The sequence below is a fragment of the Exiguobacterium sp. s34 genome, assembly GCF_018617435.1.
Lineage (GTDB): Bacteria > Bacillota > Bacilli > Exiguobacteriales > Exiguobacteriaceae > Exiguobacterium > Exiguobacterium aestuarii.
Map to the genome: position 1 here is coordinate 87007 of NZ_JACSKE010000001.1, position 22182 is coordinate 109188.

24 protein-coding genes are annotated in these 22182 nt (G+C 49.9%); 7 read left to right on the top strand and 17 right to left on the bottom strand.

Annotation, left to right across the window (positions count from 1 at the left end):
- Positions 1 to 60: 60 nt before the first annotated feature.
- From treP to KNO87_RS15540, 5 genes are all read right to left on the bottom strand, one after another.
- Positions 61 to 1509: a PTS system trehalose-specific EIIBC component gene (gene treP, locus KNO87_RS00470; protein ID WP_214793732.1), complete on the bottom strand. Its 1449-nt coding sequence runs from the start codon at positions 1507 to 1509 to the stop codon at positions 61 to 63.
- Between the two features lie 201 nt (positions 1510 to 1710).
- Positions 1711 to 2418, bottom strand: coding sequence for a trehalose operon repressor (gene treR, locus KNO87_RS00475; RefSeq protein WP_214793729.1), 708 nt, complete (start codon positions 2416 to 2418; stop codon positions 1711 to 1713).
- A 51-nt stretch (positions 2419 to 2469) separates the two neighbouring features.
- Complete coding sequence (locus KNO87_RS00480; protein ID WP_214793726.1) at positions 2470 to 3318, bottom strand: DegV family protein; 849 nt, start codon at positions 3316 to 3318, stop codon at positions 2470 to 2472.
- A 95-nt stretch (positions 3319 to 3413) separates the two neighbouring features.
- The gene (locus tag KNO87_RS00485) at positions 3414 to 4106 is read right to left on the bottom strand and encodes a response regulator transcription factor (RefSeq protein ID WP_271305325.1); all 693 of its coding nucleotides are present in this window, start codon (positions 4104 to 4106) and stop codon (positions 3414 to 3416) included.
- A 22-nt stretch (positions 4107 to 4128) separates the two neighbouring features.
- Complete coding sequence (locus tag KNO87_RS15540; RefSeq protein WP_214793723.1) at positions 4129 to 5253, bottom strand: sensor histidine kinase; 1125 nt, start codon at positions 5251 to 5253, stop codon at positions 4129 to 4131.
- Positions 5254 to 5432: 179 nt separating this feature from the next.
- Here KNO87_RS15540 and KNO87_RS00495 point away from each other — a divergent pair, with 179 nt between their 5' ends.
- On the top strand, positions 5433 to 6074 hold the full coding sequence (locus KNO87_RS00495) for a YigZ family protein (RefSeq protein WP_214793720.1): 642 nt from the start codon (positions 5433 to 5435) through the stop codon (positions 6072 to 6074).
- A gap of 41 nt (positions 6075 to 6115) precedes the next feature.
- Positions 6116 to 7123, top strand: a complete 1008-nt coding sequence (locus KNO87_RS00500; protein ID WP_214793717.1) for an LCP family protein — start codon at positions 6116 to 6118, stop codon at positions 7121 to 7123.
- A gap of 40 nt (positions 7124 to 7163) precedes the next feature.
- Here the strand turns inward: KNO87_RS00500 and KNO87_RS00505 are convergent, their stop codons facing one another.
- From KNO87_RS00505 to KNO87_RS00525, 5 genes are all read right to left on the bottom strand, one after another.
- Entirely contained in the window at positions 7164 to 8216 is a 1053-nt protein-coding gene (locus KNO87_RS00505; protein ID WP_214793713.1) for a glycosyltransferase family 4 protein, read from the bottom strand.
- Positions 8217 to 8339: 123 nt separating this feature from the next.
- Positions 8340 to 8747, bottom strand: a complete 408-nt coding sequence (locus KNO87_RS00510; RefSeq protein ID WP_214793710.1) for a Rok-like winged helix domain-containing protein — start codon at positions 8745 to 8747, stop codon at positions 8340 to 8342.
- A gap of 218 nt (positions 8748 to 8965) precedes the next feature.
- On the bottom strand, positions 8966 to 9631 hold the full coding sequence (gene pgmB, locus KNO87_RS00515) for a beta-phosphoglucomutase (RefSeq protein WP_074033782.1): 666 nt from the start codon (positions 9629 to 9631) through the stop codon (positions 8966 to 8968).
- A gap of 199 nt (positions 9632 to 9830) precedes the next feature.
- On the bottom strand, positions 9831 to 10166 hold the full coding sequence (locus KNO87_RS00520; RefSeq protein ID WP_074033784.1) for an Asp23/Gls24 family envelope stress response protein: 336 nt from the start codon (positions 10164 to 10166) through the stop codon (positions 9831 to 9833).
- Between the two features lie 74 nt (positions 10167 to 10240).
- Positions 10241 to 11296, bottom strand: coding sequence for an acyltransferase family protein (locus tag KNO87_RS00525; protein ID WP_214793707.1), 1056 nt, complete (start codon positions 11294 to 11296; stop codon positions 10241 to 10243).
- 329 nt (positions 11297 to 11625) lie between these two features.
- On the opposite strand from KNO87_RS00525, the gene KNO87_RS00530 reads away from it, so the two are divergent.
- Positions 11626 to 12114 (top strand): hypothetical protein, encoded by a 489-nt coding sequence (locus tag KNO87_RS00530; protein WP_214786811.1) that lies wholly within the window; start codon positions 11626 to 11628, stop codon positions 12112 to 12114.
- A gap of 5 nt (positions 12115 to 12119) precedes the next feature.
- Here the strand turns inward: KNO87_RS00530 and KNO87_RS00535 are convergent, their stop codons facing one another.
- Complete coding sequence (locus tag KNO87_RS00535) at positions 12120 to 12719, bottom strand: alpha/beta hydrolase (protein WP_214786809.1); 600 nt, start codon at positions 12717 to 12719, stop codon at positions 12120 to 12122.
- Positions 12716 to 13660 (bottom strand): ring-cleaving dioxygenase, encoded by a 945-nt coding sequence (locus tag KNO87_RS00540; RefSeq protein ID WP_214793704.1) that lies wholly within the window; start codon positions 13658 to 13660, stop codon positions 12716 to 12718. The genes KNO87_RS00535 and KNO87_RS00540 overlap by 4 nt, the downstream gene beginning before the upstream one ends.
- A gap of 116 nt (positions 13661 to 13776) precedes the next feature.
- Between KNO87_RS00540 and KNO87_RS00545 the strand changes: the two genes are divergently transcribed.
- The 3 genes from KNO87_RS00545 to KNO87_RS00555 all read left to right on the top strand — a co-directional run bounded on the left by KNO87_RS00545 (position 13777) and on the right by KNO87_RS00555 (position 16340).
- Positions 13777 to 14667: an ABC transporter ATP-binding protein gene (locus KNO87_RS00545; RefSeq protein WP_214786805.1), complete on the top strand. Its 891-nt coding sequence runs from the start codon at positions 13777 to 13779 to the stop codon at positions 14665 to 14667.
- Positions 14657 to 15850, top strand: coding sequence for an ABC transporter permease (locus KNO87_RS00550; protein WP_214793701.1), 1194 nt, complete (start codon positions 14657 to 14659; stop codon positions 15848 to 15850). Before KNO87_RS00545 ends, KNO87_RS00550 begins: the two co-directional genes overlap by 11 nt.
- 64 nt (positions 15851 to 15914) lie before the next feature.
- Complete coding sequence (locus KNO87_RS00555) at positions 15915 to 16340, top strand: hypothetical protein (RefSeq protein ID WP_214693732.1); 426 nt, start codon at positions 15915 to 15917, stop codon at positions 16338 to 16340.
- Positions 16341 to 16394: 54 nt separating this feature from the next.
- On the opposite strand, the gene KNO87_RS00560 is transcribed toward KNO87_RS00555, so the two are convergent.
- The gene (locus KNO87_RS00560) at positions 16395 to 16994 is read right to left on the bottom strand and encodes a helix-turn-helix domain-containing protein (RefSeq protein ID WP_214786800.1); all 600 of its coding nucleotides are present in this window, start codon (positions 16992 to 16994) and stop codon (positions 16395 to 16397) included.
- A gap of 90 nt (positions 16995 to 17084) precedes the next feature.
- Positions 17085 to 17585 carry a PTS sugar transporter subunit IIA gene (locus KNO87_RS00565; RefSeq protein WP_012727005.1) on the bottom strand — a complete coding sequence of 167 codons (501 nt, stop codon included), beginning with the start codon at positions 17583 to 17585 and terminating at the stop codon, positions 17085 to 17087.
- A gap of 208 nt (positions 17586 to 17793) precedes the next feature.
- Between KNO87_RS00565 and KNO87_RS00570 the strand changes: the two genes are divergently transcribed.
- On the top strand, positions 17794 to 19488 hold the full coding sequence (locus KNO87_RS00570; RefSeq protein ID WP_214793698.1) for a M3 family oligoendopeptidase: 1695 nt from the start codon (positions 17794 to 17796) through the stop codon (positions 19486 to 19488).
- A 31-nt stretch (positions 19489 to 19519) separates the two neighbouring features.
- On the opposite strand, the gene KNO87_RS00575 is transcribed toward KNO87_RS00570, so the two are convergent.
- The 3 genes from KNO87_RS00575 to KNO87_RS00585 form a co-directional block, all read right to left on the bottom strand.
- Positions 19520 to 20587, bottom strand: coding sequence for a DUF389 domain-containing protein (locus tag KNO87_RS00575; RefSeq protein ID WP_214793695.1), 1068 nt, complete (start codon positions 20585 to 20587; stop codon positions 19520 to 19522).
- 135 nt (positions 20588 to 20722) lie between these two features.
- The gene (locus KNO87_RS00580; RefSeq protein ID WP_285800629.1) at positions 20723 to 21616 is read right to left on the bottom strand and encodes an aldo/keto reductase; all 894 of its coding nucleotides are present in this window, start codon (positions 21614 to 21616) and stop codon (positions 20723 to 20725) included.
- On the bottom strand, positions 21613 to 22116 hold the full coding sequence (locus KNO87_RS00585; RefSeq protein WP_214793692.1) for a cupin domain-containing protein: 504 nt from the start codon (positions 22114 to 22116) through the stop codon (positions 21613 to 21615). Before KNO87_RS00585 ends, KNO87_RS00580 begins: the two co-directional genes overlap by 4 nt.
- Between the last annotated feature and the right edge of the window lie 66 nt (positions 22117 to 22182).

Genomic DNA, 22182 nt, shown 5'->3' on the forward strand with positions numbered 1-22182 from the left:
GAGTTTTCATTTCAATAAGAAAGAGGGAAGAACTGCCGTCCCTCCCTCCCGAGTCAATGCTTATGCGACTTTATTTTCTTCGATTTCACCTTTCTTCATGTAGCGCTTCGACAAGATGAACGTGAGCGCGAACGGGACGATGATCGCAATGATCATGCCTACGATGAAGAGAAGGATTTTGTCTGTGAAGATCGAGAGGAATCCAGGGAGTCCTCCGACACCGATTGCGATCGCTTGAACATCGTTCAATGTGATGAAGATGGCTGCGATCGCCGACCCGATCATCGCAGAGTAGAACGGGAATTTATTCGGCAAGTTGACCCCGAACATCGCCGGCTCCGTGATCCCGAAGTAAGCCGAGATTGCTGAAGTCGATGCCATGCTCTTTTGTTTCGCGTTGTGCTTGTAGACGAAGAACATCGCAAGTGCGGCAGAACCTTGGGCAATGTTAGAGAGTGCGATCATCGGCCAGATGAACGTACCGCCTGTATCGGCAATCAACTGAAGGTCGATGGCGATGAACAAGTGGTGCATCCCTGTGACGACGAGTGGTGCATAGAACAATCCGAAGAGGAGTGCCCCGACGACCGGTACCGCTTCAAACGTGTTGACAAGTCCTGTCGCAATCAAGTTCCCGATTCCGCGTGTGACCGGTCCAACGATTGCGAGTGCGAGGAATCCAGTGACGACGATTGTCGTGATGGGAACGACCAAGAGTTGAATCGCGTTCGGTACACGTTTTTTCAAGAACATCTCAATTTGGCTCAAAATATAAGCCGCGGCGAGGACCGGCAAGATTTGACCTTGGTATCCGACTTTCTCGATCTCGAAGAGTCCGAGGATATCGAATGTCGGTACTTCGCCTTCAAGTGCTGCCGTCCCGTAGCCCCATGCGTTCAAGAGGTCCGGGTGGACAAGCAAGAGACCCATGACGATCCCGAGTACTTCGCTTCCGCCGAAACGTTTCGTCGCCGACCATCCGACGAGTGCCGGTAAGAAGACGAATGACGTGTTCGCCATCATGTTGATCAGGTCCCAAAGTCCTTGTAGGTTCGGATAAGCCTCGATGAGCGTCTGCCCTTCGATGAAGAGGCCTTCTGAAGCAAGTAAGTTGTTGATCCCCATGAGGAGACCGGCCACGATGATGGCTGGAATGATTGGCATAAAGACGTCAGAGAAGACTTTGACGAGTTTTTGAAGCGGATTCATTTTTTTGCCGCCTGCGGATTTGACCTCGGCGACCGTTGCCGCCTCGAGTCCCGCGAGTTTGATGAACTCGGCATAGACGCGATCGACATCGCCGGCTCCGATAACGATTTGATACACGCCAGAGTTCTCGAACGCCCCCTTGACGAGATCGACTTCTTTCACACGTGCCTCATCGACTTTTGACTGGTCTTTGAGCGAGAGACGGAGACGCGTCACACAGTGTGCGGCTTTGTCCACGTTGTCTTTGCCGCCGATCGCTTCTAAAATATCCGCGGCAATTTGACGATAATCTGCCTTCATGTTTAATGTCCTCCTTTGTTTGAAAACGATTAATGAAAACGGTTACTTATGAGTACAAACAAAGTATAACTTATCTATATAAGTTACGTCAACAACTTATATATACAAGTTATCAAGAAACATTCTAGTGATTATTCATGTAAAAAATCCCCTTATCCATTCTCCGTCAAACAAAAAAACCTCTTCCAGTTCGAAAGAGGTCTAGCGCCGAGCAACATCACTGAACTGAAATTTATCCAAGCGGTGACGTGACTCCGTATATTCAAATTGCTGCCCTTCATATAAGAAGGTATCGTTCGTGATGACGATGACGTACTCATAGTCGTGCAAATCTAGACGCATCCGGTCGAGCTCAGTCACGTCTTCCGCCGCGATTTTCCGTTTGGCGTAGCTGATTTGCAGACCGAGTTCACCTTCGATATATCCATAGATGGAACGAGCGGCAATCTCTTCTGTTAATCCAGGGACGAGGTCTTTGACGAAATAGTTGATGTCTAAGATGACGTTTTCCCCGTCAAAGTTCCGGACCCGCTCGATGCGAAACACATGTGTCCCCGCCTTCAAGTTCATCCGTTCGACGAGCCAAGATGGGGCCTCCATCTCTTCGAACGCCGCAACGTGCGTCTGAATGGAACGACCGAGCATGCTGGCGTACACTTCCGAGAAACTGACGATGCCGTTGAATTGAAACTCGATCTGGTCACGTTTCAACACAAAGACGCCTTTCCCGTGATGCTTCCGGACATAACCGTTCTCTTGCAACAGATCGAGCGCCTTGCGGACCGTTCCCCGACTTGCCTCGAACTGATGCATCAATTCCGTCTCAGACGGAAGTTTCGAATCTGCAGGTCTCGTGCCGTTGCGCATCTCTTCTGCCAAGCGCTCAAATATTTGGCGATATTTCGCCATCGCATTCCCTCCTCCATTGAAAAAGACGACCGGAAACGGTCGTCTTTTGGTTTACCATTCGCGACGATACCAAGTGATGCCGATTGCACCAGGTCCGAGATGCGTTCCGATGACCGGACCGAAATGGCTTCCCGAGATGTGTGCTTTCGGGAATTTCTGTTTCATCGAAGCGATTTCTTCCGCCTGACGCTCCGGGCAGTTAGCGTGAATGATTCCGATACAGTATCCCTCACCGTCTCCGGCAATCGACTCGTCCATCATTTCTTCGATTCGACGCACAGCCTTCTTATACGTACGAATCTTTTCAAACGGGACGATCAATTTGTCTTGGAAGTGTAGGACCGGCTTGATTTGTAAGAACGAGCCAACGAGCGCTTGCGCGGCGCTCAATCGTCCACCACGTTGTAGATGGTCGAGGTCATCGACGACGAAGTAGGCGCGAATCGAGTTACGGACCGTCTCGAGTCGGGCGATAATCTCTTCAGGTGTCGCTCCTTTGTCACGGAGGTTTAACGCCTCTTCCACAAGAAATGCTTGCGGCATACAAGAAATCTCTGAGTCAAACGCATGAACGGTCACATCGACCATATCATTTATCGCGACCATCGATTGGTACGTTCCGCTGATGCCACTTGATAGCGTGATGGCGATCACATCCGTCACATCGTCTGGCAAGTTTTCAATCAACTCGACCGTCTCACCGATGACCGGCTGCGACGTCGTCGGTAGTTTGCCTGCCTCGATTCGCTCATAAAACGCCTCTGTCGACATATCGATCGACTCGCGGTACGACGCGCCATCGAAGATGACACTGAGTGGTGCGACATGGACGTCATGTCGTGCCAAAAAATCATCCGACAGATAGGCGGTACTGTCGGTTAAAATCGCAATGTTTCCCATACTATATCCTCACTTTACGTCGTTTCATTTTTCCAATTATGTTAGGATTCCATTCCATATTGTAACACAAAAACGAGGTAAAGCATCGGTGACGCTCAAATCTCGACCCAACCTCGGCGAATCGCATCAACGACCGCTTGCGTCCGGTCATTCACATCCATTTTACGGAGGACAGAGGACACATGGTTTTTAACCGTTTTCTCACTGATGAACAACATGTCACTGATATCTCGGTTCGATCGACCGTCCGCGAGAAGGTGCAACACCTCTACCTCGCGACGTGACAACAATTGATACACTGGATCATCTGTGCGACTCTCGACGCCACGACCCGCTTGCTCCCCTTTGAATTGTAAGAGACGACGGTACTCTTTCAAGACGTTCGTCGTTACTTTCGGATGAAGGTAAGCCCCGTCCCGAGCGACGGCGCGGACCGCCGAAATCAATTCGGTCGACGCCACTTCTTTTAATAGAAAACCAGACGCACCCGCTTCGAGCGCATGCGTGATATACGATTCGTCATCATGGATCGAAAGGATGAGGACGCGTGTCTCCGGTGAAAGGAGAGACAGTTGTTTCGTCGCCTCGATCCCGTTCATGTCCGGCATGTTGATGTCTAAGATCATGATTTCCGGTTTTTGTTCGCCAGCGATGCGAATCGCCTCGCGACCCGTACGCCCTTCTGCGACGACCGTAAATTCATCTTCTAAATCAAAAATCCGCTTCAATCCTTCGCGGAATAGTTCGTGATCATCCACGATTGCAATGCGTGTCTGTGTCATTTCCATGTATGTCTTCCCCCTTGTTCTCTCACGGAATCGGAATCGACATCCGGACGACCGTCCCCTTGCCGACTTCCGAGTCAATGGTGATACTTCCGCTCACCAACTCAATTCGTTCACGCATCCCGACAATCCCAAATGATTCTTCGCCAATCGTACTCGGCTCGAAACCGATGCCATAGTCGCGGATGTGAAGGTGAATCACATCGCTCGCCTGTTCGACATTGACGATAATCTCTGGCGTCTTGGCATGCTTGATCGCATTTTGTACCGCTTCTTGTACGAGACGGAACACGTTGATTTCTAACTTCTCTGGCAGACGGGCGCGTGATCCCCGATAGTTGAGGCGTGTCTTGATGGCCGTATACTCCTCCGTTTGGTGGAGATAGCGCTCAAGCGTCGGTAAAAAGCCTAAATCGTCAAGTGACATCGGGCGTAAGTCGTAAATCAAGCGACGTACGTCGACGAGTGCTCCACGAATCAACTTTTTCAATTCATGTAATTCGGCAAACGCCTCGTCTTTCCCTCGTTTATCGAACGTCTTTTCAATCAGATCGGCACGTATCAAAATATGGGCAAGCGATTGCGCCGGTCCGTCGTGCATCTCGCGGGCCAGATGGCGCCGTTCGCGCTCGGCCGCTTCGAATACACCGATGGCCATCTCCTGCTTTTTCATCATGTCCGAATATTCTTGTTGCAAATCGTCTCGTAAGAAGTTCAAGACGACGCTGACACGACCAATCAATTTTTCGGCCCGTTCAATCGTATCCTCTAAAATAAGAAGACGCCGTTCTAAATCATTTCGCCGTTGCTGTGCCGCCATCTCTTCTTTTTGAACGAGAAAACGTTCCAGTTGCATCTGATTCGCCCGTTCGTAGGCTTCACGAATTTCTTGCTCACTATGTATATGAAACTTTTTACTGACTTGAACGAGCTTGGCTTTTGCGGCTTTCACGAGTCGGTCGAGTCGATCGGACTCCTCGATGTAGAACTCGATTTTATCCGTCAATTCTTTTAACTCGTTTTGAATTGCTGAATATTCAGTTGCTGAACTTTCGGTTATACGGACAATCTCCTCTTTACTTTCCGTCACCGTTTCAATCATATTTGTTATGATATGTTCTAAAGCTGTCCGATCGGTAATATGATTCACGATGCCATCCCCTAATAGTTCGGTAGTTAATCCTCATCTATCCTTATATATCGTCCACTCTAAAACAGGTTTACAGTGAACATGAGAGATTTTCTATAATTGCATTCGCTAAGTGAAGCGTATGTGCCTACTTGAATTCTAAAAAAAATATTCAAAAATAGAAAGGAGAATTTTCAGAAATGTCTATTGAGTCAAATTATACTATAAAACAAAGTGGAACATACGAAGTCGTTATACAAAAATCAAAATTTATCGCTCACTTCAAACGTGTCGAAACCGAGGAAGAGGCGCAGACGTTCATCCAAGGCATCAAAAAAGAGCATTGGAACGCAAACCACAACTGTTCCGCCTACATCATCGGGGAACGAAATGAACATCAAAAAGCGAACGATGACGGGGAACCGAGCGGCACCGCGGGCATGCCGATGCTCGAGGTGTTACGGAAGCGTCATCTCAAAGACACGGTCGTCGTCGTGACACGTTACTTTGGGGGAATCAAGTTAGGTGGCGGCGGGCTCATCCGAGCATATGGTGGGACCGTCAGCGAGGGACTCGACGCGATCGGGATTGTCGAACGTTTGCAAATGCAGCAATTGACGCTTACCGTCGACTACACCTGGATCGGCAAAGTCGAGAACGAATTGAGACAGTCCACCTACTTGCTCGACGACATCTCTTACGCCGACCTCGTCACGTTCCACGTGTCGGTCCCCGTCGAAGAAACGGATACGGCACTCGCTTGGTTGACAGACATGACGAACGGTCAAGGTACACTACAAACTCACGATATCCGCATCATCGAACGTGATTTCAAACGCTGAAACGCCTATACTAAAAGAAACAACTGAAATGAGGAATCCATATGGAAACACCCCCACGCAAGAAAAAGTCACCTTGGAAAATCGTCCTCATCGTGCTGGGTGTCGTCTTGCTGATCGGCGGTTCCGCTTTCGGGTATTTTGTCTTCAAAGCAAACGATACCGCCGAAAATGCAAACAAAGAGTTGGAGCGTGGCGACAAATCAGAGCGTCGTGACGAAACCATCGACTTGACGAAAGATCACTTCTCCGTCCTATTAGCAGGTGTCGATGGCGGCGCCTCACTCGAAGAAGGTCGAAGTGACTCGTTGATGGTGGCGACGTTCAACAAGGAATCGCGTCAAGTGACACTCGTCAGCATTCCGCGCGACTCGTATGTCGACATTATCCTCGATGAAGGCGACCCGTTCAAAGACAAGATTAACCATGCTTATTCGTACGGAGGCATCGATGCAACGATCGCGACCGTCGAGAATTTGCTCGATATTCCAATCGACTACTATGCGACCATTAACTTTGACGGAATCGAAGACCTCGTCGATGCGGTCGGAGGTGTCGAAATCGACGTCCTCATCCCAATCTCCGGAAAAGCGACCGGGAACGTCGAGTTAGAGCCTGGCGTGCAAGTGTTGAACGGGAAAGAAGCGCTCGCATACGCCCGTATGCGAAAAGAAGACCCAGCTGGTGACATCGGTCGGGCCGGTCGACAGCAACAAGTGATCGAGGCCATCATCAACGAGGCGACCACGATCAACTCGTTCACCAAGTTGAACCGGATCATGAATGCGGTCGGCGAGAATATTCGAACGAACATGTCCTTGTCAGAAGCCTCACAGCTTCAACCGTATGCGAAATCCCTCAAGTCATTCAATCGTGAAACACTTGAAGGAACCGATTTGACGTTGAACGGTGTCTATTATTACGAACTTGACCCCGCTGACCTCCGCGACGCGCAAGCCCTTCTCCAAACAGAGCTAGGAATGCCCGTCACGGCAGACGAACCGTCAACGGATGAGACAGATGACTCGATGACCGAGACGACGATTTACTAACGAAAACGGCCGATATCGCTTGGCGATATCGGCCGTTTGTTTATGTCCTCGGACGACCCAAAAGTCGTCGGGACGTACGGATGATTGGTTTATAGTTCGGATGAATGAGTTCGGTCGATTCGACAATCAATTCAATGACGATCAGGACCACGACGAACGTGATGACCGCCCCGATCATCGTCGTCTTCGCAAATAAGATCGAAGAGATCCCAAAGAAAAGGGTCATCCCATACATGAGCAAGACAGCTTGGCGTGTCGTGAACCCCATGTCGATCAACTGATGGTGCATGTGCGATTTATCAGGCGACATCGGAGGTCGCCCTTGGACGAGCCGACGTACAATCGCGAAAATCGTATCCGAGATCGGCAAGCCGAGCAACAAGACCGGAACGACGAGTGAAAACAATGTAACGTTCTTAAAACCGATCAGCGAGAAGACGGCAAGCATATATCCGAGAAATAACGCTCCCGTGTCCCCCATAAAAATCTTCGCTGGGTAGAAGTTATGGACGAGAAAGCCGAGTGTACTCGCGAGCAACAACAGGGCCATCATCGTCAAATAGACGTTCCCTTGAATGATCGCTAGGACAGCAATCGTTCCGAGGGCGATACTCGACACACCTGCTGCGAGCCCGTCGAGCCCATCGATCAAGTTGATCGCATTCGTGATCCCAATCAGCCAGAGAACCGTGACCGGGATACTCCATGACCCGAGATACAGTTGCTGGTCGAACGGGAGGTTGACGAGCTCGATGCGCATCCCAGAGTTCAAAACGACGACCGTCGCAATCATCTGCCCCATCAACTTCACGCGGGCCGACAACTGGAAGCGGTCATCGATCAGTCCGGTAATGAGAATGACGACGGCCCCGATCAAGATGGCGTCATTATAACGACTCGTCGGAAGCAGCAACGCATAGCCGATGAAAAAGGCAATGAAGATCGCCAGACCACCGATTCGTGGCATCGTCCGTAAATGTACTTTTCGTGCGTTCGGATGATCGACCGCACCAATGAAGAATGCGAATCGACGAACGAGCGGTGTAATCAAGATGGCCATCACAAAACTGACCAACATGGCAATCCATAGCATGGGCCGACAGTTCCTCTCTCAAAAAAATAGACTCTGGCGAATTATATCATATTTTGAATCGATGAGTTGATATCAGTCCGTTTACAACAAAAAGCCGATGGGGCGTTCCCCATCGGCTCAAGATTATGAAAATGTTACGGCTACTTCTTCTGCTGGTTCATATGTATAGAGGCCGCGGCCAATCTTTTTGATTTCCGGGTTCACCCCTTCAATCTTCACCATCAATTGGTAAATGTTGCTGATGTGATGACGGTAACGAAGTTCGAGCTCCATCTGTATATCACGTACGCTCATCGTCTGACGCTCTTTCAATAGATCCGTCACTTGATGAACATATACTTCGAGCGGATAGCGCTGATTTACACGACGTGGACGTAGGCGTTTTGATGCATCAGTCATTGAGTCTTTTTCCTCTTTGTCTCGACTCAGTTCCGCGATCAAATATTCTGCACGTCGTTGTAATTGACGGTACGATTCCTCGATTTCCATCAATTCTCTGTAAATGTGCTCATTCACATTCGTAGATTCCATACACAAATCCCCTTCTACATCCAATTAATTTTAGGAATTCCCTATTTTAAATCAGTAATTCCTAATTATCCCTTGATATCTTCTATAAAAGTGTAACGGATTTGTAATGTGCTTGTCATCTCTTTTTGGGCAATATTGTCTATTTGGGACTTTTGGACCATAAAAAGACGGCGACTGTTCGGGGCAGTCGCCGTCTCACGGAAGATGATTGTAGTCCATTACACGCGAGCGCGTTCGAGGATGCGATCGAGTGAAAGTTCGTCAGTAGAAGCGACGATGAGGTCTGCATGACCGAGCATCGATTCTTCTCCGACGGCGACAGCAAACATGTTTGCCGCTTTGATTGCAGTTACGCCTGCAGCCGCGTCTTCAACGCCGATGGCGAGTTCGGGTTTCACGCCAAGGGCAGAAGCGGCTTTCAAAAACACTTCGGGGTGCGGTTTTGACTGGGCGACAGTGGCTGCATCGACAATATGGTCGAAGTAATGACGGACGCCTAGTGCGTCAACGACCGCAAACGCGTTCTTTGAAGCAGAAGCCATTCCGATTTTTAGTCCCGCCTCTTTGATTTCATCAAGGAATGAAACGATACCAGGAAGCAAATCGTCAGATGAGATATGTTGAATAAGTTCAACGTAATGCTCGTTTTTCTTTTGGGCGAGTTCTTCTTTCTCTTCCGGTGTGAAATCGTTCTGTTTTCCGCCGAGCGTAAGGATGCGCTCGAGCGACTCAGTCCGACTCACCCCTTTGAGGGTTTCGTTGAATTCGCGGTCAAATGGAATTCCGAGCTCTTCACCGAGCTGCTTCCAAGCGAGGTAATGGTACTCTGCCGTGTCAGTGATGACACCGTCCAAATCGAAAATCACTGCTTCAATCGTTGACATACATGCTTTCCGCCTTTCCTTCAAATGCTTGTGTCGTCAGACTACATTTAGGGAACTTGACAAGTACCCGTCGCACGTTTGGTCAATGATGCAAACGGTTGCACTTGTTCGATTTCTATTATAAATGAAAACGTTATCTTGATGCAACCGTTTTCGCAAAAATCAAAAAAAGAGAAGAGCTTCCGCTCTCCCCTCCCCATTACAGTTGAATGCCAACGACTTTTACGTTCACCGAACGCGGTGTCATCGCGAGCATCGTATCCATATCTTGCGTGATTCGCTCTTGAACAGCCGTCACCGTCTTGATGATCGACTGACCATATGCGATGTAAAGCGATAAGTTGATTGTGATGCCTTCTTCTGACTCATCCACTTTCACATGTTTCATGAGCGCACGTTCTGACAATTTCGTGTCTTCCTGCGTGAACGATACGTGTTTCGTTTCTTTCACCGCGACTGCGGCGATCATTTCCACGACGTGACGAGAGACGTTCACGTCGCCTTCTGTGCTGTGCATTCCATTTTCGTATGGCATAGGGTCACTTCCTTAACTCTAGTTTCGTTTCTTCTTTATAAAGTGTAGCGGAAATGAAGCGTTTAGAAAAGACTTTACCCTTTCACACCTTTCGTATTTTGTACGCGCCTCACATCAATTTCGACGAGCGGACGCAACAGACGGACCATCGGTGGACTGATAATCACGAGCACCATCACGAATGCGACGCCGAACAAGACGAGCAGTTGCATCCAAGACGTCGGCATAAATCCAGCTGGCACGAACGCCTTCCAAGCGACGACGAAGAACACGTGAACGAGATACACGTACAAGCTATATCGCCCTGCCCGAGAGAAAATAGGCAGCTTTCGTCCCGGAATGATGAGTGCGAAGCTGATTGACATGAGGAGAGACACCGTATAGACAATCAAGAAGGCAAACGGTCCGCTCCACATCGCTTCCGGCACCGCCGTATCATAGGCGAAACGGAACTTGAACAAGTTCCCGATATGATAGAACGTGTCATCTTGTTGGACGCGCATGGAAATCAATAAGCCGATTGTCAGCGTGACAAAGACAATCGCTCCACCGATTCGATAACGGTTTCGTTGTTCTGCCCGTTTCGGAAGTTCGAAGAAATTAAGCGTATTCCGTTCGGACATCCAGTTCCCAATCAGGAAGAATGGATAGAACATGATGACTTTTCGTAACGCGAAGTACCCGGTCGCCTCGGCCTGGAACCCGAATAAGAGCGCGAATAGGAGCGCATAGAGAACATACCCTTTCAATTGTGTCACGTATGGGGTAATGATGTACCAGAAAATGATCGCCATCAAATACCAAAGTGCCCAGTATGGCTTCAACAGATTCAGTCCCGGATTCTCAAGTGAGAAAATCGGGATTCCTTCTGTGAAGGCGAACCATGAACCGAGAATGACTTGCCAGATGACGTAGACGACGAACAACTGGATCACACGTAAATATCGGTTCTCTCGATAAAAATAACCGCTGAGCATAATGAATAACGGCATGTGGAAAGTGTACAGGAACAAATACACCCACTTCGGTAGAATATCGTCGTATGCGCCACGTACGTCCGTCAACAGGTGACCGAACACGACGAGCAAGACGAGCACTCCCTTAATATTGTCGTACCAATAATTTCTCATAACATTCCCTCTAGTTCTTTATGATGATTACGATGAAGCTGACCTTCATGTTTTCACGTGCTCTTTGCATACGGAATTCATGAAAGGTCATATGGAAAAATCCCTCACCTATCATAATCGATTCCCTCGCCAAGTGAAATTACGTTTCAACAAAATTTTCATGTCTTCATTGTCATCATTCCCATAATTCGCTGATTGCAAGCCGAAACGTCAAAAAATCCTCACGATTCAGCACGTTGTGAGCGTATTCAAATAGACGGGATTGGGTACAGTATAGTATAGTAGTGTTACTAAATATTCAGAATATTCTAATAAAGGAGGTGGAGAGAATGGCTTCGATCATCCGGAATCGACATCATATGGTTCATGACCCAAAACGTTCATTCTCTAACTTCGGATTTTGGTGGTTCATCAGCAGCTTTTCCGTCGGGCTACTCATGATCGCCTTTGAATCGGTCCGCAACGGCTTCTCTGCCATTCATCCTCTGTTGTCTAGCATGGCCTTCCTCGGTCTCACGTTCGTGCTCGGTGTCTGTGCCAAACTGGTCCGTGACGTCTGGTGGCTCAACTATTTGCTCGAGCGTACGCAAAATCGCTACTTATATATCGGTGGCGACACACTCCAAACCTGGCAGTATACGCTCGATTCGATTTGGTTGCTCACGCGAACCTCACAAAAAAAGCTCGGCCGATTGTATATCCAAATCGACCGAACTGTGCGTGCTGAGGAAGCAAAACGTTTATTCGCCGCCTATTTGATTGACCGAGGTGTCCTCGTCGTCTATTCTCGTCCGAACAAACCGAAAAAAATGGCTTGAACGAATTAGTCGAGGTGAGCGGCAATCCATGTCCGTGCCGCCTCGACTTCTTCCATGCGCACTTCATGCCCACCCGTATGATAGAAGAGCTCGACGTCCGCTCCGGCATTCCGGAGTGTCGATGTCAGCTCTTCTGTTTCTGCTTTCGGGCAAATCGGGTCGCGCTCTCCTGCCGAGATGAACACGTTCGTCCCTGACAAATCCGGTAAAGTGAGCGAGCGGTCCGGGACCATCGGATGGAACAAGAGTGAAGCGCCGAAGGCCGGTTGGCGGTACAGCGCAGAACCGATCAAGTTTGCCCCGTTCGAATAACCGATCGGAATCATCTTGTCTCGTTTGATCCCATATTCCGCTGCAGCATCATCTAAAAACTGAAGGAAGCGTTCCGTCTGCTTTTTTAAATCTTCAAGATCGAGCACGCCTTCCGCGTGACGACGGAAGAATCGGGTCATCCCGTTCTCAAGCACATCCCCTCGTAGCGTCAGGACGTTTGACTCCGGTGACAGCTCTTTCGCGAGCGGGATCAAGTCTTGCTCGCTACCCCCTGTTCCGTGTAATAAGACGAGCGTCGTTTCTTTCGTTCCTTGAATGAATTGATGAATCATATGCGTTCTCCTTTCGGGATTGTAATGGTTGGTAACGTACGGACAATCTTGTCGCGGTCCGCTTCAAGCCATGGCGGTAAACGTAACGTCTCACCGAGTGTGTCGACCGATTCGTCCACGGTGAATCCCGGTACGTCTGTCGCCAGTTCGTGCAGGATACGTCCGGCATCATGGAAATAAACCGAGCGGAAATAGTTCCGTTCTTTCACTTCGGTCGGTCTCAGTCCGAGATCAAAGATGGCATCTTGCCAGGTAGAATAACGTTCACCGTCCGCAACCCGCCAAGCGATATGATGGACCGTCCCCGTTCCCGGCACACCGTTCGGAAGAATCGTCTTTTTGACATCGATCACGTTCCCGTAGTCAGCCGTCCCTTTCAGACGAATCCATTCCTCATCTTCTTCGATCCGTTCAAATCCGAAAAGTTCCACCAACAAACGTACGGTTTCTTCCGGTGATTTTGATAAAAGCGTAGCGCCGGCAAATCCGACAATCGCCTCATTCTTCGTGACGCCCGGGATGACCCAGTGCGTCTGTTTCGTCGTAGCCCGTGCGACGAGTTCGACGACGAGTCCGTCCGGGTCTTCAAAAAGAAGCGACGGCTCATCGAACCGTTCCGTGGCAACGGTCGCGATTCCATGCTGTTGTAGTCTTTCTTCCCAGAACGGTAAACTTCCTGCCGGCACGAGATATGTCGTCACACCGACCTGGCCACTTCCGACCTGACCCTTCCCTAACCCTGGAATCGGGAAGAACGTGATCACGGTCCCCGGTGTGCCGACCTCGTCCCCGAAATAGAGATGATACGTGCCCGGGTCATCAAAATTGACGGTCTGTTTCACGAAACGGAGACCGAGTACTTGCCCATAAAAATCAAGCGTACGTTGCGGGTCTTGAACCATCGATGAGATGTGATGGATGCCTGTAGACTGCGTATTCATTGTCACCCTCCTTTATTATCTTGATTTCAAGATAAATCATTTGCCAGAAAAAGTGAAACTTTTTGCTCACGGTGGCGTACGATAGGAGTAGAGACATTCTAAGGAGGTATAAGCATATGGCATTACAGATCGAACGAGTCACCAAAGAATTCGGTGACTTCACCGCTGTCGACGACCTCACTTTCCGCGTCCCACAAGGGGAAATGTTTGGACTACTCGGAGCGAACGGCGCCGGAAAGACGACGACATTCCGCATGATTCTCGACATCTTAAAACCGACCGATGGAACGATCACATGGAACGGAAAAGCAGTCGACCATCGAATCGTCGGATACTTACCAGAGGAACGAGGCCTCTACCCGAAGTCACAAGTACGCGAACAACTCGTCTTTTTAGCCAGTTTGAAAGGCATGCGCTCAAGCGATGCCAAACGTGCGGTCAAATCATGGCTCGAACGGCTGGAGATCCCCCAGTATGAGACGATGCGCGTCGAACAACTGTCAAAAGGGAATCAGCAGAAGATTCAACTCGTCGCCGCCCTGCTCCACAACCCTGAACTCGTCATCTTAGATGAGCCATTCAGTGGACTCGACCCGGTCAACGTCGAAATCTTGAAACGTGAAGTGCTCGCCTTGCGCGACGCGGGGACGACCATCGTCTTCTCAAGCCACCGGATGGAGCATGTCGAAGAGCTCTGTCAACATGTCGGGATTTTAAAAGGCGGTCGTGCCGTCGTCAGTGGTGACGTACCGACGATCAAGTCGCGTTACGCCGAACCGGCTCTCTTCATTGAGACGGACCAAATCCAATTACTCGAAGCACTTCCTGTCGTCGAGACGATCGAGCCGTACAAATCCGGTCACTTAGTACGCCTGCATTCGTTCGAAGACAGTGATATCGTTCTATCGACACTCGTCCGCCATCAGGCGAACGTCAAGACGTTCATGCGTCAACCGGTATCGCTCAATGACATCTTTATCAAGGAGGTCGGACAGCATGTTTCATAACTTTGGACCGCTCTATGCATTCACACTCAAATCGAGAATCCGTTCGAAGGCGTTCGTCATCTCAACGGCGTTGACGATTCTTTTCATCTTTGGATTTACGAACATCGACCGCATCATGTCCTCGTTCGAGGATTCCGAACAGGCGAGTGCCCTCGTCGTATCGGAGAATCCAGCGCTTGTTGATACGATGAAGTCGCTCGGCTATGAGGATGTCGCCGTGAGTGACATCACTGAAGAAGAAGCGCGGACCGGAATCAACGACGGCGAGTACGGGGTCGTCGCTTTCGTCGATGGCTACGACGCCCGTGTCATCTCGGAACGTCCGGAACAGGAATTTACGACTCTCTTGCAAACATCGCTTCAACAGCTGCGAAACGCGGAATTGATTGAATCAGCCGATGTCGACCCAGCCGTCATCACCGCTCTCAGCGAACCGATTCAGCTCGATGAGTCGTATCTCGGGCGCGGAGGTGAGAACTCGGATGAACTTCTCTCATCTTCGGCACTCGTCTATGTCATGTTGATGCTCTTGTATATCTCGATCATTACGTACGGGTCGATGATTTCAACGGAAGTGACGACCGAGAAGTCGTCGCGTGTCATGGAGCTCATCATCTCGACGACCCATCCGGTCACGCATATGCTCGCCAAAGTGACCGCAATCGGGACGCTCGCCCTCATCCAAATCGGGATTTTCCTCGGATTCGGTTATGTCAGTGCGAGCGGCAGTGAGTTAGCGACAACCGTCATCGAAAATGCGGGGAACGCACGAGCCGTCATCTATCTACTTGTGTTCTTCCTACTCGGCTACTTATTGTATGCGTCCCTCTTCGCCGTTCTCGGCTCGCTCGTCAGCCGCGTCGAAGAGTCGCAACAGATGGTCATGCCAGTCATCATGCTTCTCGTCGCAGCGTTCTTAGTGGCGATGTTCGGCTTGAACAATCCGGATGCGACGATCGTGACGATTCTATCCTTCGTCCCATTTTTTGCCCCGATGCTCATGTTCCTTCGAGTCATGCTCGTCGATGTGGCCGTGTGGGAAGTCGCGCTCTCGATCGGTTTACTCATCGGGACGATTGGCGTGACGCTTTGGATCGGCTCGAAATTCTATCGTGGTGGCGTCTTATTCTATGGAACGAACGCCATTAAACAATGGCGACAAATATTACAAAACCGCCAATAACGTTTACAGCAAATTCGTTTTCGTTTACTCTAAAGAATGTGCAAAATGAGGAGGAAAACGAACTATGCGATCACGATTACTCGCGGCCTTAATCTTTACGTTTATGACGACGCTCACGACGTTCATCTGTTACACCGTCTTCTTAGACGCGGATGCGTTATGGCAAATCCTGCTTGCGTATGCAGGTAGTACGTTTATCGGAACGCTCGCGTTTTGGTATCCGGTCAGCAGACGTCCACAAACGTCTCGCTTCGGTGGCGCATGGATCGGCATCATGATTACTGCAACGACACTCATTGGCTTCACCGTCATCCGCTTCACATTCCGCGGCGACGCAGCAGCTCTGCTCGACTGGCAAACAGTGCTAGCGAGCCTCGCTTACACGTTCGGGTATGTCGGATGGGTGCTCACAATCTTGAATATCGTGCTCGGCTTCTTACTTGCCGGCACACGTCCGAAAGTACGCTACGAAGCGCGTCCGATGCGCTGATCAATGGAAATGACCAGGAGAAATGATTCTCCTGGTCATTTTTTTATTCTATGATTATTGCAATTTATATGATTTATCCACGACGCCGTACTCTGCATACTGGAAGGAGTTGTCCGCGAACTGATCGGGTACAAGTCGTTCCACGTAACGGGCGAACGGGACGATGTGCCGATTCGTGTCATGGGACCGTCCAAGGTCGAGGACCGCGTCAACGAGTGCCTCAAGCGCATGGTGTGTCGTCGGTTCTTCGTCTTCTTCGAAGATGCGCTGCAACTCCTCTTCATGCATCAAGTCAAAGATGCGCATCCGCTCCTCAAGCTGTCGCTGCATCTCTTCGACGGACTTCCCGTGCATCGCTTCTTCATAGGCGAGCTTCATCTGTTCGAGTTCGGGGACTTTCCCACGCATCAATACTTTGAGTGACTCCCCTGTCCAAATGTGGCGTGCCAAATAATTCGAATCGATGCGCAGAGCTTCTGCGAGCGCCTCTATGTAAGGCATCGTCGGATACACCTCACTCAGTTCGGTACGTCGAATAAAATATGGGGCCACGCCGATTTGATCCGCAAGTGTCTCGATTGACAATCCAGCCCGCTCTCGTAATATCCGAATTCGGTCCCCGTATCCCCGATACGGTGCATTTTTACCATCCATCTCAATTCCCCCTTTCCTCTCTTTTATTATAATTCCCGAATTCACAAAAAAATACTCGGAAGCGTGAGCTCCCGAGTTTTGATCGTTCTCTTATTTCTTCGTCAATTCGACGACTTCTGAAGATCCAGCTGTCACCGTGTCGCCTTCTGCGACAAGTTTGTTCACGCCGAAGCTGTCATGGTTCGTGATAATGATCGGAGTGATTGTCGACGGAGCGTTCGCTTTGATGAAATCGAGGTCGAACGTGACGAGCGGGTCGCCTGCTTTGACAGACTGACCTTCTGTAACATGTGTCTCGAAGCCTTCACCTTTAAGGTTTACCGTATCCAAACCGATGTGGATCAAGTACTCTGCACCGTTGTCGGCATTGATACCGATCGCGTGTTTCGTCGGGAATACTGTAGCGATTGTTCCGCTGACCGGTGAGACGACTTTACCTTCTGTCGGCTCGATCGCAATTCCGTCACCCATCATTTTTTGTGAGAATACTTGGTCCGGTACGTTCGTGATGTCGACGACCTTTCCTGTAAGCGGTGAAACCGCGTTGAGTTGTTCTTCTTTACCACCAAATAGTTTTTTAAAGAATCCCATAGCTTAATCCCTCCAACATGTTCTATTGAATCGAAGTCTTCACTTTTATACCCGAAAAGCTAAAACTTCAATCCCTACCTTATAAACGGTATAGTAGGTATAAGGTAGTGCGAAATCGTTTTACACATCGTAAGAATACGAGTGTGCAATCGCTTTTGCAAGCCCTTTTTACACTTTATAAAAATTTCACACGATGGAGGCGCTTACAATGACGACTTTCACAAAATTGTCATATGAACGGCCCGACTTGGACGCTTTGAACAGCAGATTGTCGGACTATTCTGCCGAATTACAGCAAGCGAGCACACTCGAGGAAGCGAACGAACTTATTCGCCAAATCAACAAGGAACGTAACGACTTTGAGACACAAAGTCAGCTTGTCGCGATCCGACACTCGGTCGACACGCGCGATACTTTTTACGAGGAAGAACAATCTTTCTTTGACGATGCTCTCCCGGTCTATGAGAAAGAGATCCAAGCGTACTATCGCGTCTTGACGAACCACGAGCTTCGTTCTGAACTCGAAGCGGAATGGGGCAGCCAGCTGTTCTCCCTCGCCGAGCGTGCGCTCGAGACGTTCGAAGAGTCACTCATCCCGAAACTGCAGGAAGAGAACCGCCTCGCGACGTCCTATCAAAAAGTCATGTCAGCAGCACAAATCGAATTTGACGGCAAGACGCTCAACTTGTCACAGTTCGGTCCATACCTTCAATCACCTGACCGTAATGTCCGAAAAGCCGCATCCGTTGCCCGCTATACATATCTTTCTGATAACGGTGACGAGCTCGACCGCATTTACGGTGACCTCGTACGCGTGCGTACAGAGATCGCCCACGCGCTCGGATTCCCTTCATTCGTCGAGCTCGGCTATGCACGCATGCAACGCGTCGGGTATGACGAGTCGATGGTCGACAACTTCCGGAAACAAGTCCGTGACGTGATCGTCCCGCTCGCTTCTGCGTTGAAAGACAAGCAGGCGAAACGAATCGACGTCGATCACCTCTACTATTACGATGAGTCGTTCGTTTTCCCAGACGGTAACGCGACACCTCAAGGGGACGAATCGTTCATCATCGAAGGTGGAAACAAGATGTATCATGAGCTCTCGAACGAGACGGACGAGTTCTTCCAATACATGCAAGAGCGCGGCGCTCTCGATTTGACGGCGAAACCAGGTAAGGCTGGCGGCGGATATTGCACATACTTACCGTCTGAAGGTCTTCCGTTCATCTTCTCGAACTTCAACGGCACAGCCGGAGATATCGACGTCCTCACACACGAAGTCGGTCACGCGTTCCAAGTATATGAGAGCCGTCATTTGACGACTCCGGAATACGCCTTCCCGACGTACGAGGCGTGCGAGATCCATTCGATGTCAATGGAGTTCTTCTGTTGGCCATGGATGGAGCTCTTCTTCGGCGACCAAGTCGACAAGTACAAGTTCAACCACTTGGCTGGCAGCATGACGTTCCTTCCATACGGCGTGCTCGTCGACGAGTTCCAACACGTCGTCTACCGTAATCCAGAGATGACAGCTGCTGAGCGACGTCAGGCATGGCGCGATTTGGAGAAGGTCTATCTTCCGCATCGTGATTATGAGACGAACGACTATCTCGAATCAGGCGCATGGTGGCACCAACAAGGGCACATCTTCCAAAGCCCGTTCTACTATATCGACTATACACTCGCGCAAGTGTGTGCGTTCCAGTTCTGGGTACGCATGCATGAAAACCGCGAAGCGGCATGGAGCGATTACCTCACGCTCTGTCAGGCAGGCGGAAGCCGATCGTTCCTCGAACTCGTCGAACTGGCAGGCCTCAAATCGCCATTCGCAGACGGCGTCTTGAAAGAAACGATCGATCAGATTGAAGACTATCTCTTAAAACATCCGCTCGCAAACTAACGAGTAAGACCATCGAAAAATCGATGGTCTTTTAGTTTGGGTTGACTTCGTTCTGCAGTTCGAACGGCAAGTCCTCCAAATTGATTTGACGACTGTCGAACAAGTTGAACTGTTGCAACCGACTTTCAAGATAGTCTTGTAAAATGCGTGCTGCCTGTTCACCAGATAACCCGTTCAAATCCGGGACCTGTGTCACCGACAATTCGATGGCATGTAGTCCGTAGTCCGGCAATCGGGATTCGATCTCCGCAAGTTCTTCATTGGTCAGCCGTTTCCCTGTCGTCGTCACGAGGAGGAGGTCCTTATCCTCTTCGTAGTCTTGACTGATAATGATGGCGTCTGAAAACTCTTCTTCGATGAAGTTGTTGATCCCTGTCCGGACGATGCTGTCTTGTACGAGTGTCGCAGCCGAAAAGATACTTGGCACAACGATGAGGACAGACAACCCGATGAGGAGTCGATTGATTTTTTTATGGTTGGCGTCTTGTTTCGTCAACACTTGTGAGATGCCCATGAACTTGACCCCGATGAACGTGGCGATGGCGATGAACGCACAGTTGATGACGAACAGATAGCTCGATCCGATCAAGTAGTCAACGTTCCACGTCGCAATCGAATATCCCACAGTACAGAGCGGGGGCATCAAGGCGGTCGCGATGGCTACACCCGGGACGATGTTGTTGCTCATCTTCTTTTGTGCCCCGATGATTCCGGCCGTCCCCCCGGCGAAGGCGATAATGACGTCCCAAATCGTCGGCTCGGTCCGGGCAATGATTTCATTACTCGCATACGTAATCGGTGAAATGGCGAAATAGATTGTCGCGACGGTGAGACTGACCGCGACTTGAACAAGGAGCAGACGTACACCTGCCCGAAGCAGCTTCATATCATAGAGCGACAAGGCGAGACCGATACTCAAGATTGGAGTCATGAGCGGCGAAATTAACATTGCCCCGATAATGATTGGAATCGAGTTCATATTTAGTCCGATTGAAGCGATGAAGATGGAGCACATGAGGATAACAGAATCACTTGGTCGTACTTTCAAATTCGTGTACATCTTGTCTTTGAATTCTTCGGCGGTATACGTCTGTTCCATTCTGAATTCAGCTCCCTTGTCGTATCAGTCTCGTCTACACAAGCAAGTCCTTCCTTTATTTACCCGCAACACGAAAAAGACAATCGATTTCGACAAAAGAAAAACTGGACCGATTGATTGGTCCAGCTCCTCTCGTCAAATGACATCTAACGGTTGTTTCGTCGTCGGTGGCGGGAACGCCTCATCGAGCGCCGCAATATCTTCCTCACTCAAATCGAGTAAGAGCGCTGCCGCATTCTCCTCGACGTGCTCAGCCTGCCCGGCTTTCGGGATGGCGATGACGTGTCCACTCCGAATCGTCCAAGCCAGTAAAATTTGCGCGACCGAGGCGCTATACGTCTCCGCGAGTCGATTGACCGTCTCGTTTTCAAAGACGTCTTTTTTCACGTCACTGCCTTCGGCGAGCGGTGCGTACGCCATGACCGGAATTCCTTGTTCCTTCAAATAAGGAGTCAGATCATACTCGATTCCTCGACTACCGAGATGATAGAGCACTTGGTTGACCGCACAGTTGTCACCGTTCGGCAAGGCCAGAAGTTCTTTCATATCCTCGACGTCGAAGTTTGAGACGCCCCACGCCCGAATCTTGCCGTCTGCTTTCAGTTGCTCCATCCCTTGAATCGTCTCCTCGAGCGGGGCATCGCCTCTCCAGTGGAGTAAGTAAAGGTCGAGATAGTCGGTCCCGAGTCGTTTGAGCGACTCATCGCATGCTTTGACGAGTTTTTCTCCGTACGCATTGTATGGATAGACTTTCGAGACGAGGAACACCTCTTCTCGTCGATCTTGGATGGCTTCACCGACCAGTTTTTCGGATTCCCCTTCGCCGTACATCTCCGCCGTGTCGATGACATGGAGTCCGCAGTCGAGCCCTGTCCGAAGTGCCTCCACTTCAGCGTCATGCTTCGATTTCTCTTCTCCCATGCGCCATGTGCCTTGCCCGAGTGCCCGCATCTCGCGTCCGTCTTTCAATTCGACGACGTTTTGTTTTAACGCCGCGAGTAATAAAGAATGTGGTAGTCGTTGATTCATAACGTTTCCTCCTTTGTCCACGCTTCATGTAATGGTCCCGTCGTCCCGAAGACAGGGTCAAACATCGGCTTCTCGACTTGTTCAATGCGTTTTAAATTGTCTGGGCGTTCTTCCGTCTTCCCGGTCAACGTGTCATAGTCACGACCGTCCGGATATGCCCCGACGACTTGGAAGTCTGAACTCGCTTCGATACGACGATGTCCGGTCCCTGCCGGTAAGACGAGCACGTCCCCCGCACGTACGCGTACGAGATCACCGTTCGTCCCTCCGAGTTGAAGCGTCGCTTCGCCGTTCAATACCCCCAATACTTCGTGCGTGTTGCTGTGATAGTGATGATAGTCGAACACCCCGTTCACCCAGCTGTTCGTCCATTCGTTATGAGCGAACGTCTCCTGCATCCCGCTCGGATCATCAAAGACACCACGATAGAGGAGCGCTGGATAATCCGGATGATTCGGAATGGATCCGTCATCTGTAAACATATAAGTTTTCAAGTCCATCCTAAGTCCCTCCTTGTCTCTGTCCCTGTACCCGACTTTAATGTACAAAAAACGGTCGTCCATCAT

Coding starts and splice junctions, on each gene's coding strand:
- treP (WP_214793732.1), bottom strand. CDS start 1,509: ATGAAGGCAGATTATCGTCAAATTGCCGCGGATATTTTAGAAGCGATC.
- treR (WP_214793729.1), bottom strand. CDS start 2,418: ATGGCGAAATATCGCCAAATATTTGAGCGCTTGGCAGAAGAGATGCGC.
- KNO87_RS00480 (WP_214793726.1), bottom strand. CDS start 3,318: ATGGGAAACATTGCGATTTTAACCGACAGTACCGCCTATCTGTCGGAT.
- KNO87_RS00485 (WP_271305325.1), bottom strand. CDS start 4,106: ATGGAAATGACACAGACACGCATTGCAATCGTGGATGATCACGAACTA.
- KNO87_RS00495 (WP_214793720.1), top strand. CDS start 5,433: ATGTCTATTGAGTCAAATTATACTATAAAACAAAGTGGAACATACGAA.
- KNO87_RS00500 (WP_214793717.1), top strand. CDS start 6,116: ATGGAAACACCCCCACGCAAGAAAAAGTCACCTTGGAAAATCGTCCTC.
- KNO87_RS00505 (WP_214793713.1), bottom strand. CDS start 8,216: ATGCTATGGATTGCCATGTTGGTCAGTTTTGTGATGGCCATCTTGATT.
- KNO87_RS00510 (WP_214793710.1), bottom strand. CDS start 8,747: ATGGAATCTACGAATGTGAATGAGCACATTTACAGAGAATTGATGGAA.
- pgmB (WP_074033782.1), bottom strand. CDS start 9,631: ATGTCAACGATTGAAGCAGTGATTTTCGATTTGGACGGTGTCATCACT.
- KNO87_RS00520 (WP_074033784.1), bottom strand. CDS start 10,166: ATGCCATACGAAAATGGAATGCACAGCACAGAAGGCGACGTGAACGTC.
- KNO87_RS00525 (WP_214793707.1), bottom strand. CDS start 11,296: ATGAGAAATTATTGGTACGACAATATTAAGGGAGTGCTCGTCTTGCTC.
- KNO87_RS00530 (WP_214786811.1), top strand. CDS start 11,626: ATGGCTTCGATCATCCGGAATCGACATCATATGGTTCATGACCCAAAA.
- KNO87_RS00535 (WP_214786809.1), bottom strand. CDS start 12,719: ATGATTCATCAATTCATTCAAGGAACGAAAGAAACGACGCTCGTCTTA.
- KNO87_RS00540 (WP_214793704.1), bottom strand. CDS start 13,660: ATGAATACGCAGTCTACAGGCATCCATCACATCTCATCGATGGTTCAA.
- KNO87_RS00545 (WP_214786805.1), top strand. CDS start 13,777: ATGGCATTACAGATCGAACGAGTCACCAAAGAATTCGGTGACTTCACC.
- KNO87_RS00550 (WP_214793701.1), top strand. CDS start 14,657: ATGTTTCATAACTTTGGACCGCTCTATGCATTCACACTCAAATCGAGA.
- KNO87_RS00555 (WP_214693732.1), top strand. CDS start 15,915: ATGCGATCACGATTACTCGCGGCCTTAATCTTTACGTTTATGACGACG.
- KNO87_RS00560 (WP_214786800.1), bottom strand. CDS start 16,994: ATGGATGGTAAAAATGCACCGTATCGGGGATACGGGGACCGAATTCGG.
- KNO87_RS00565 (WP_012727005.1), bottom strand. CDS start 17,585: ATGGGATTCTTTAAAAAACTATTTGGTGGTAAAGAAGAACAACTCAAC.
- KNO87_RS00570 (WP_214793698.1), top strand. CDS start 17,794: ATGACGACTTTCACAAAATTGTCATATGAACGGCCCGACTTGGACGCT.
- KNO87_RS00575 (WP_214793695.1), bottom strand. CDS start 20,587: ATGGAACAGACGTATACCGCCGAAGAATTCAAAGACAAGATGTACACG.
- KNO87_RS00580 (WP_285800629.1), bottom strand. CDS start 21,616: ATGAATCAACGACTACCACATTCTTTATTACTCGCGGCGTTAAAACAA.
- KNO87_RS00585 (WP_214793692.1), bottom strand. CDS start 22,116: ATGGACTTGAAAACTTATATGTTTACAGATGACGGATCCATTCCGAAT.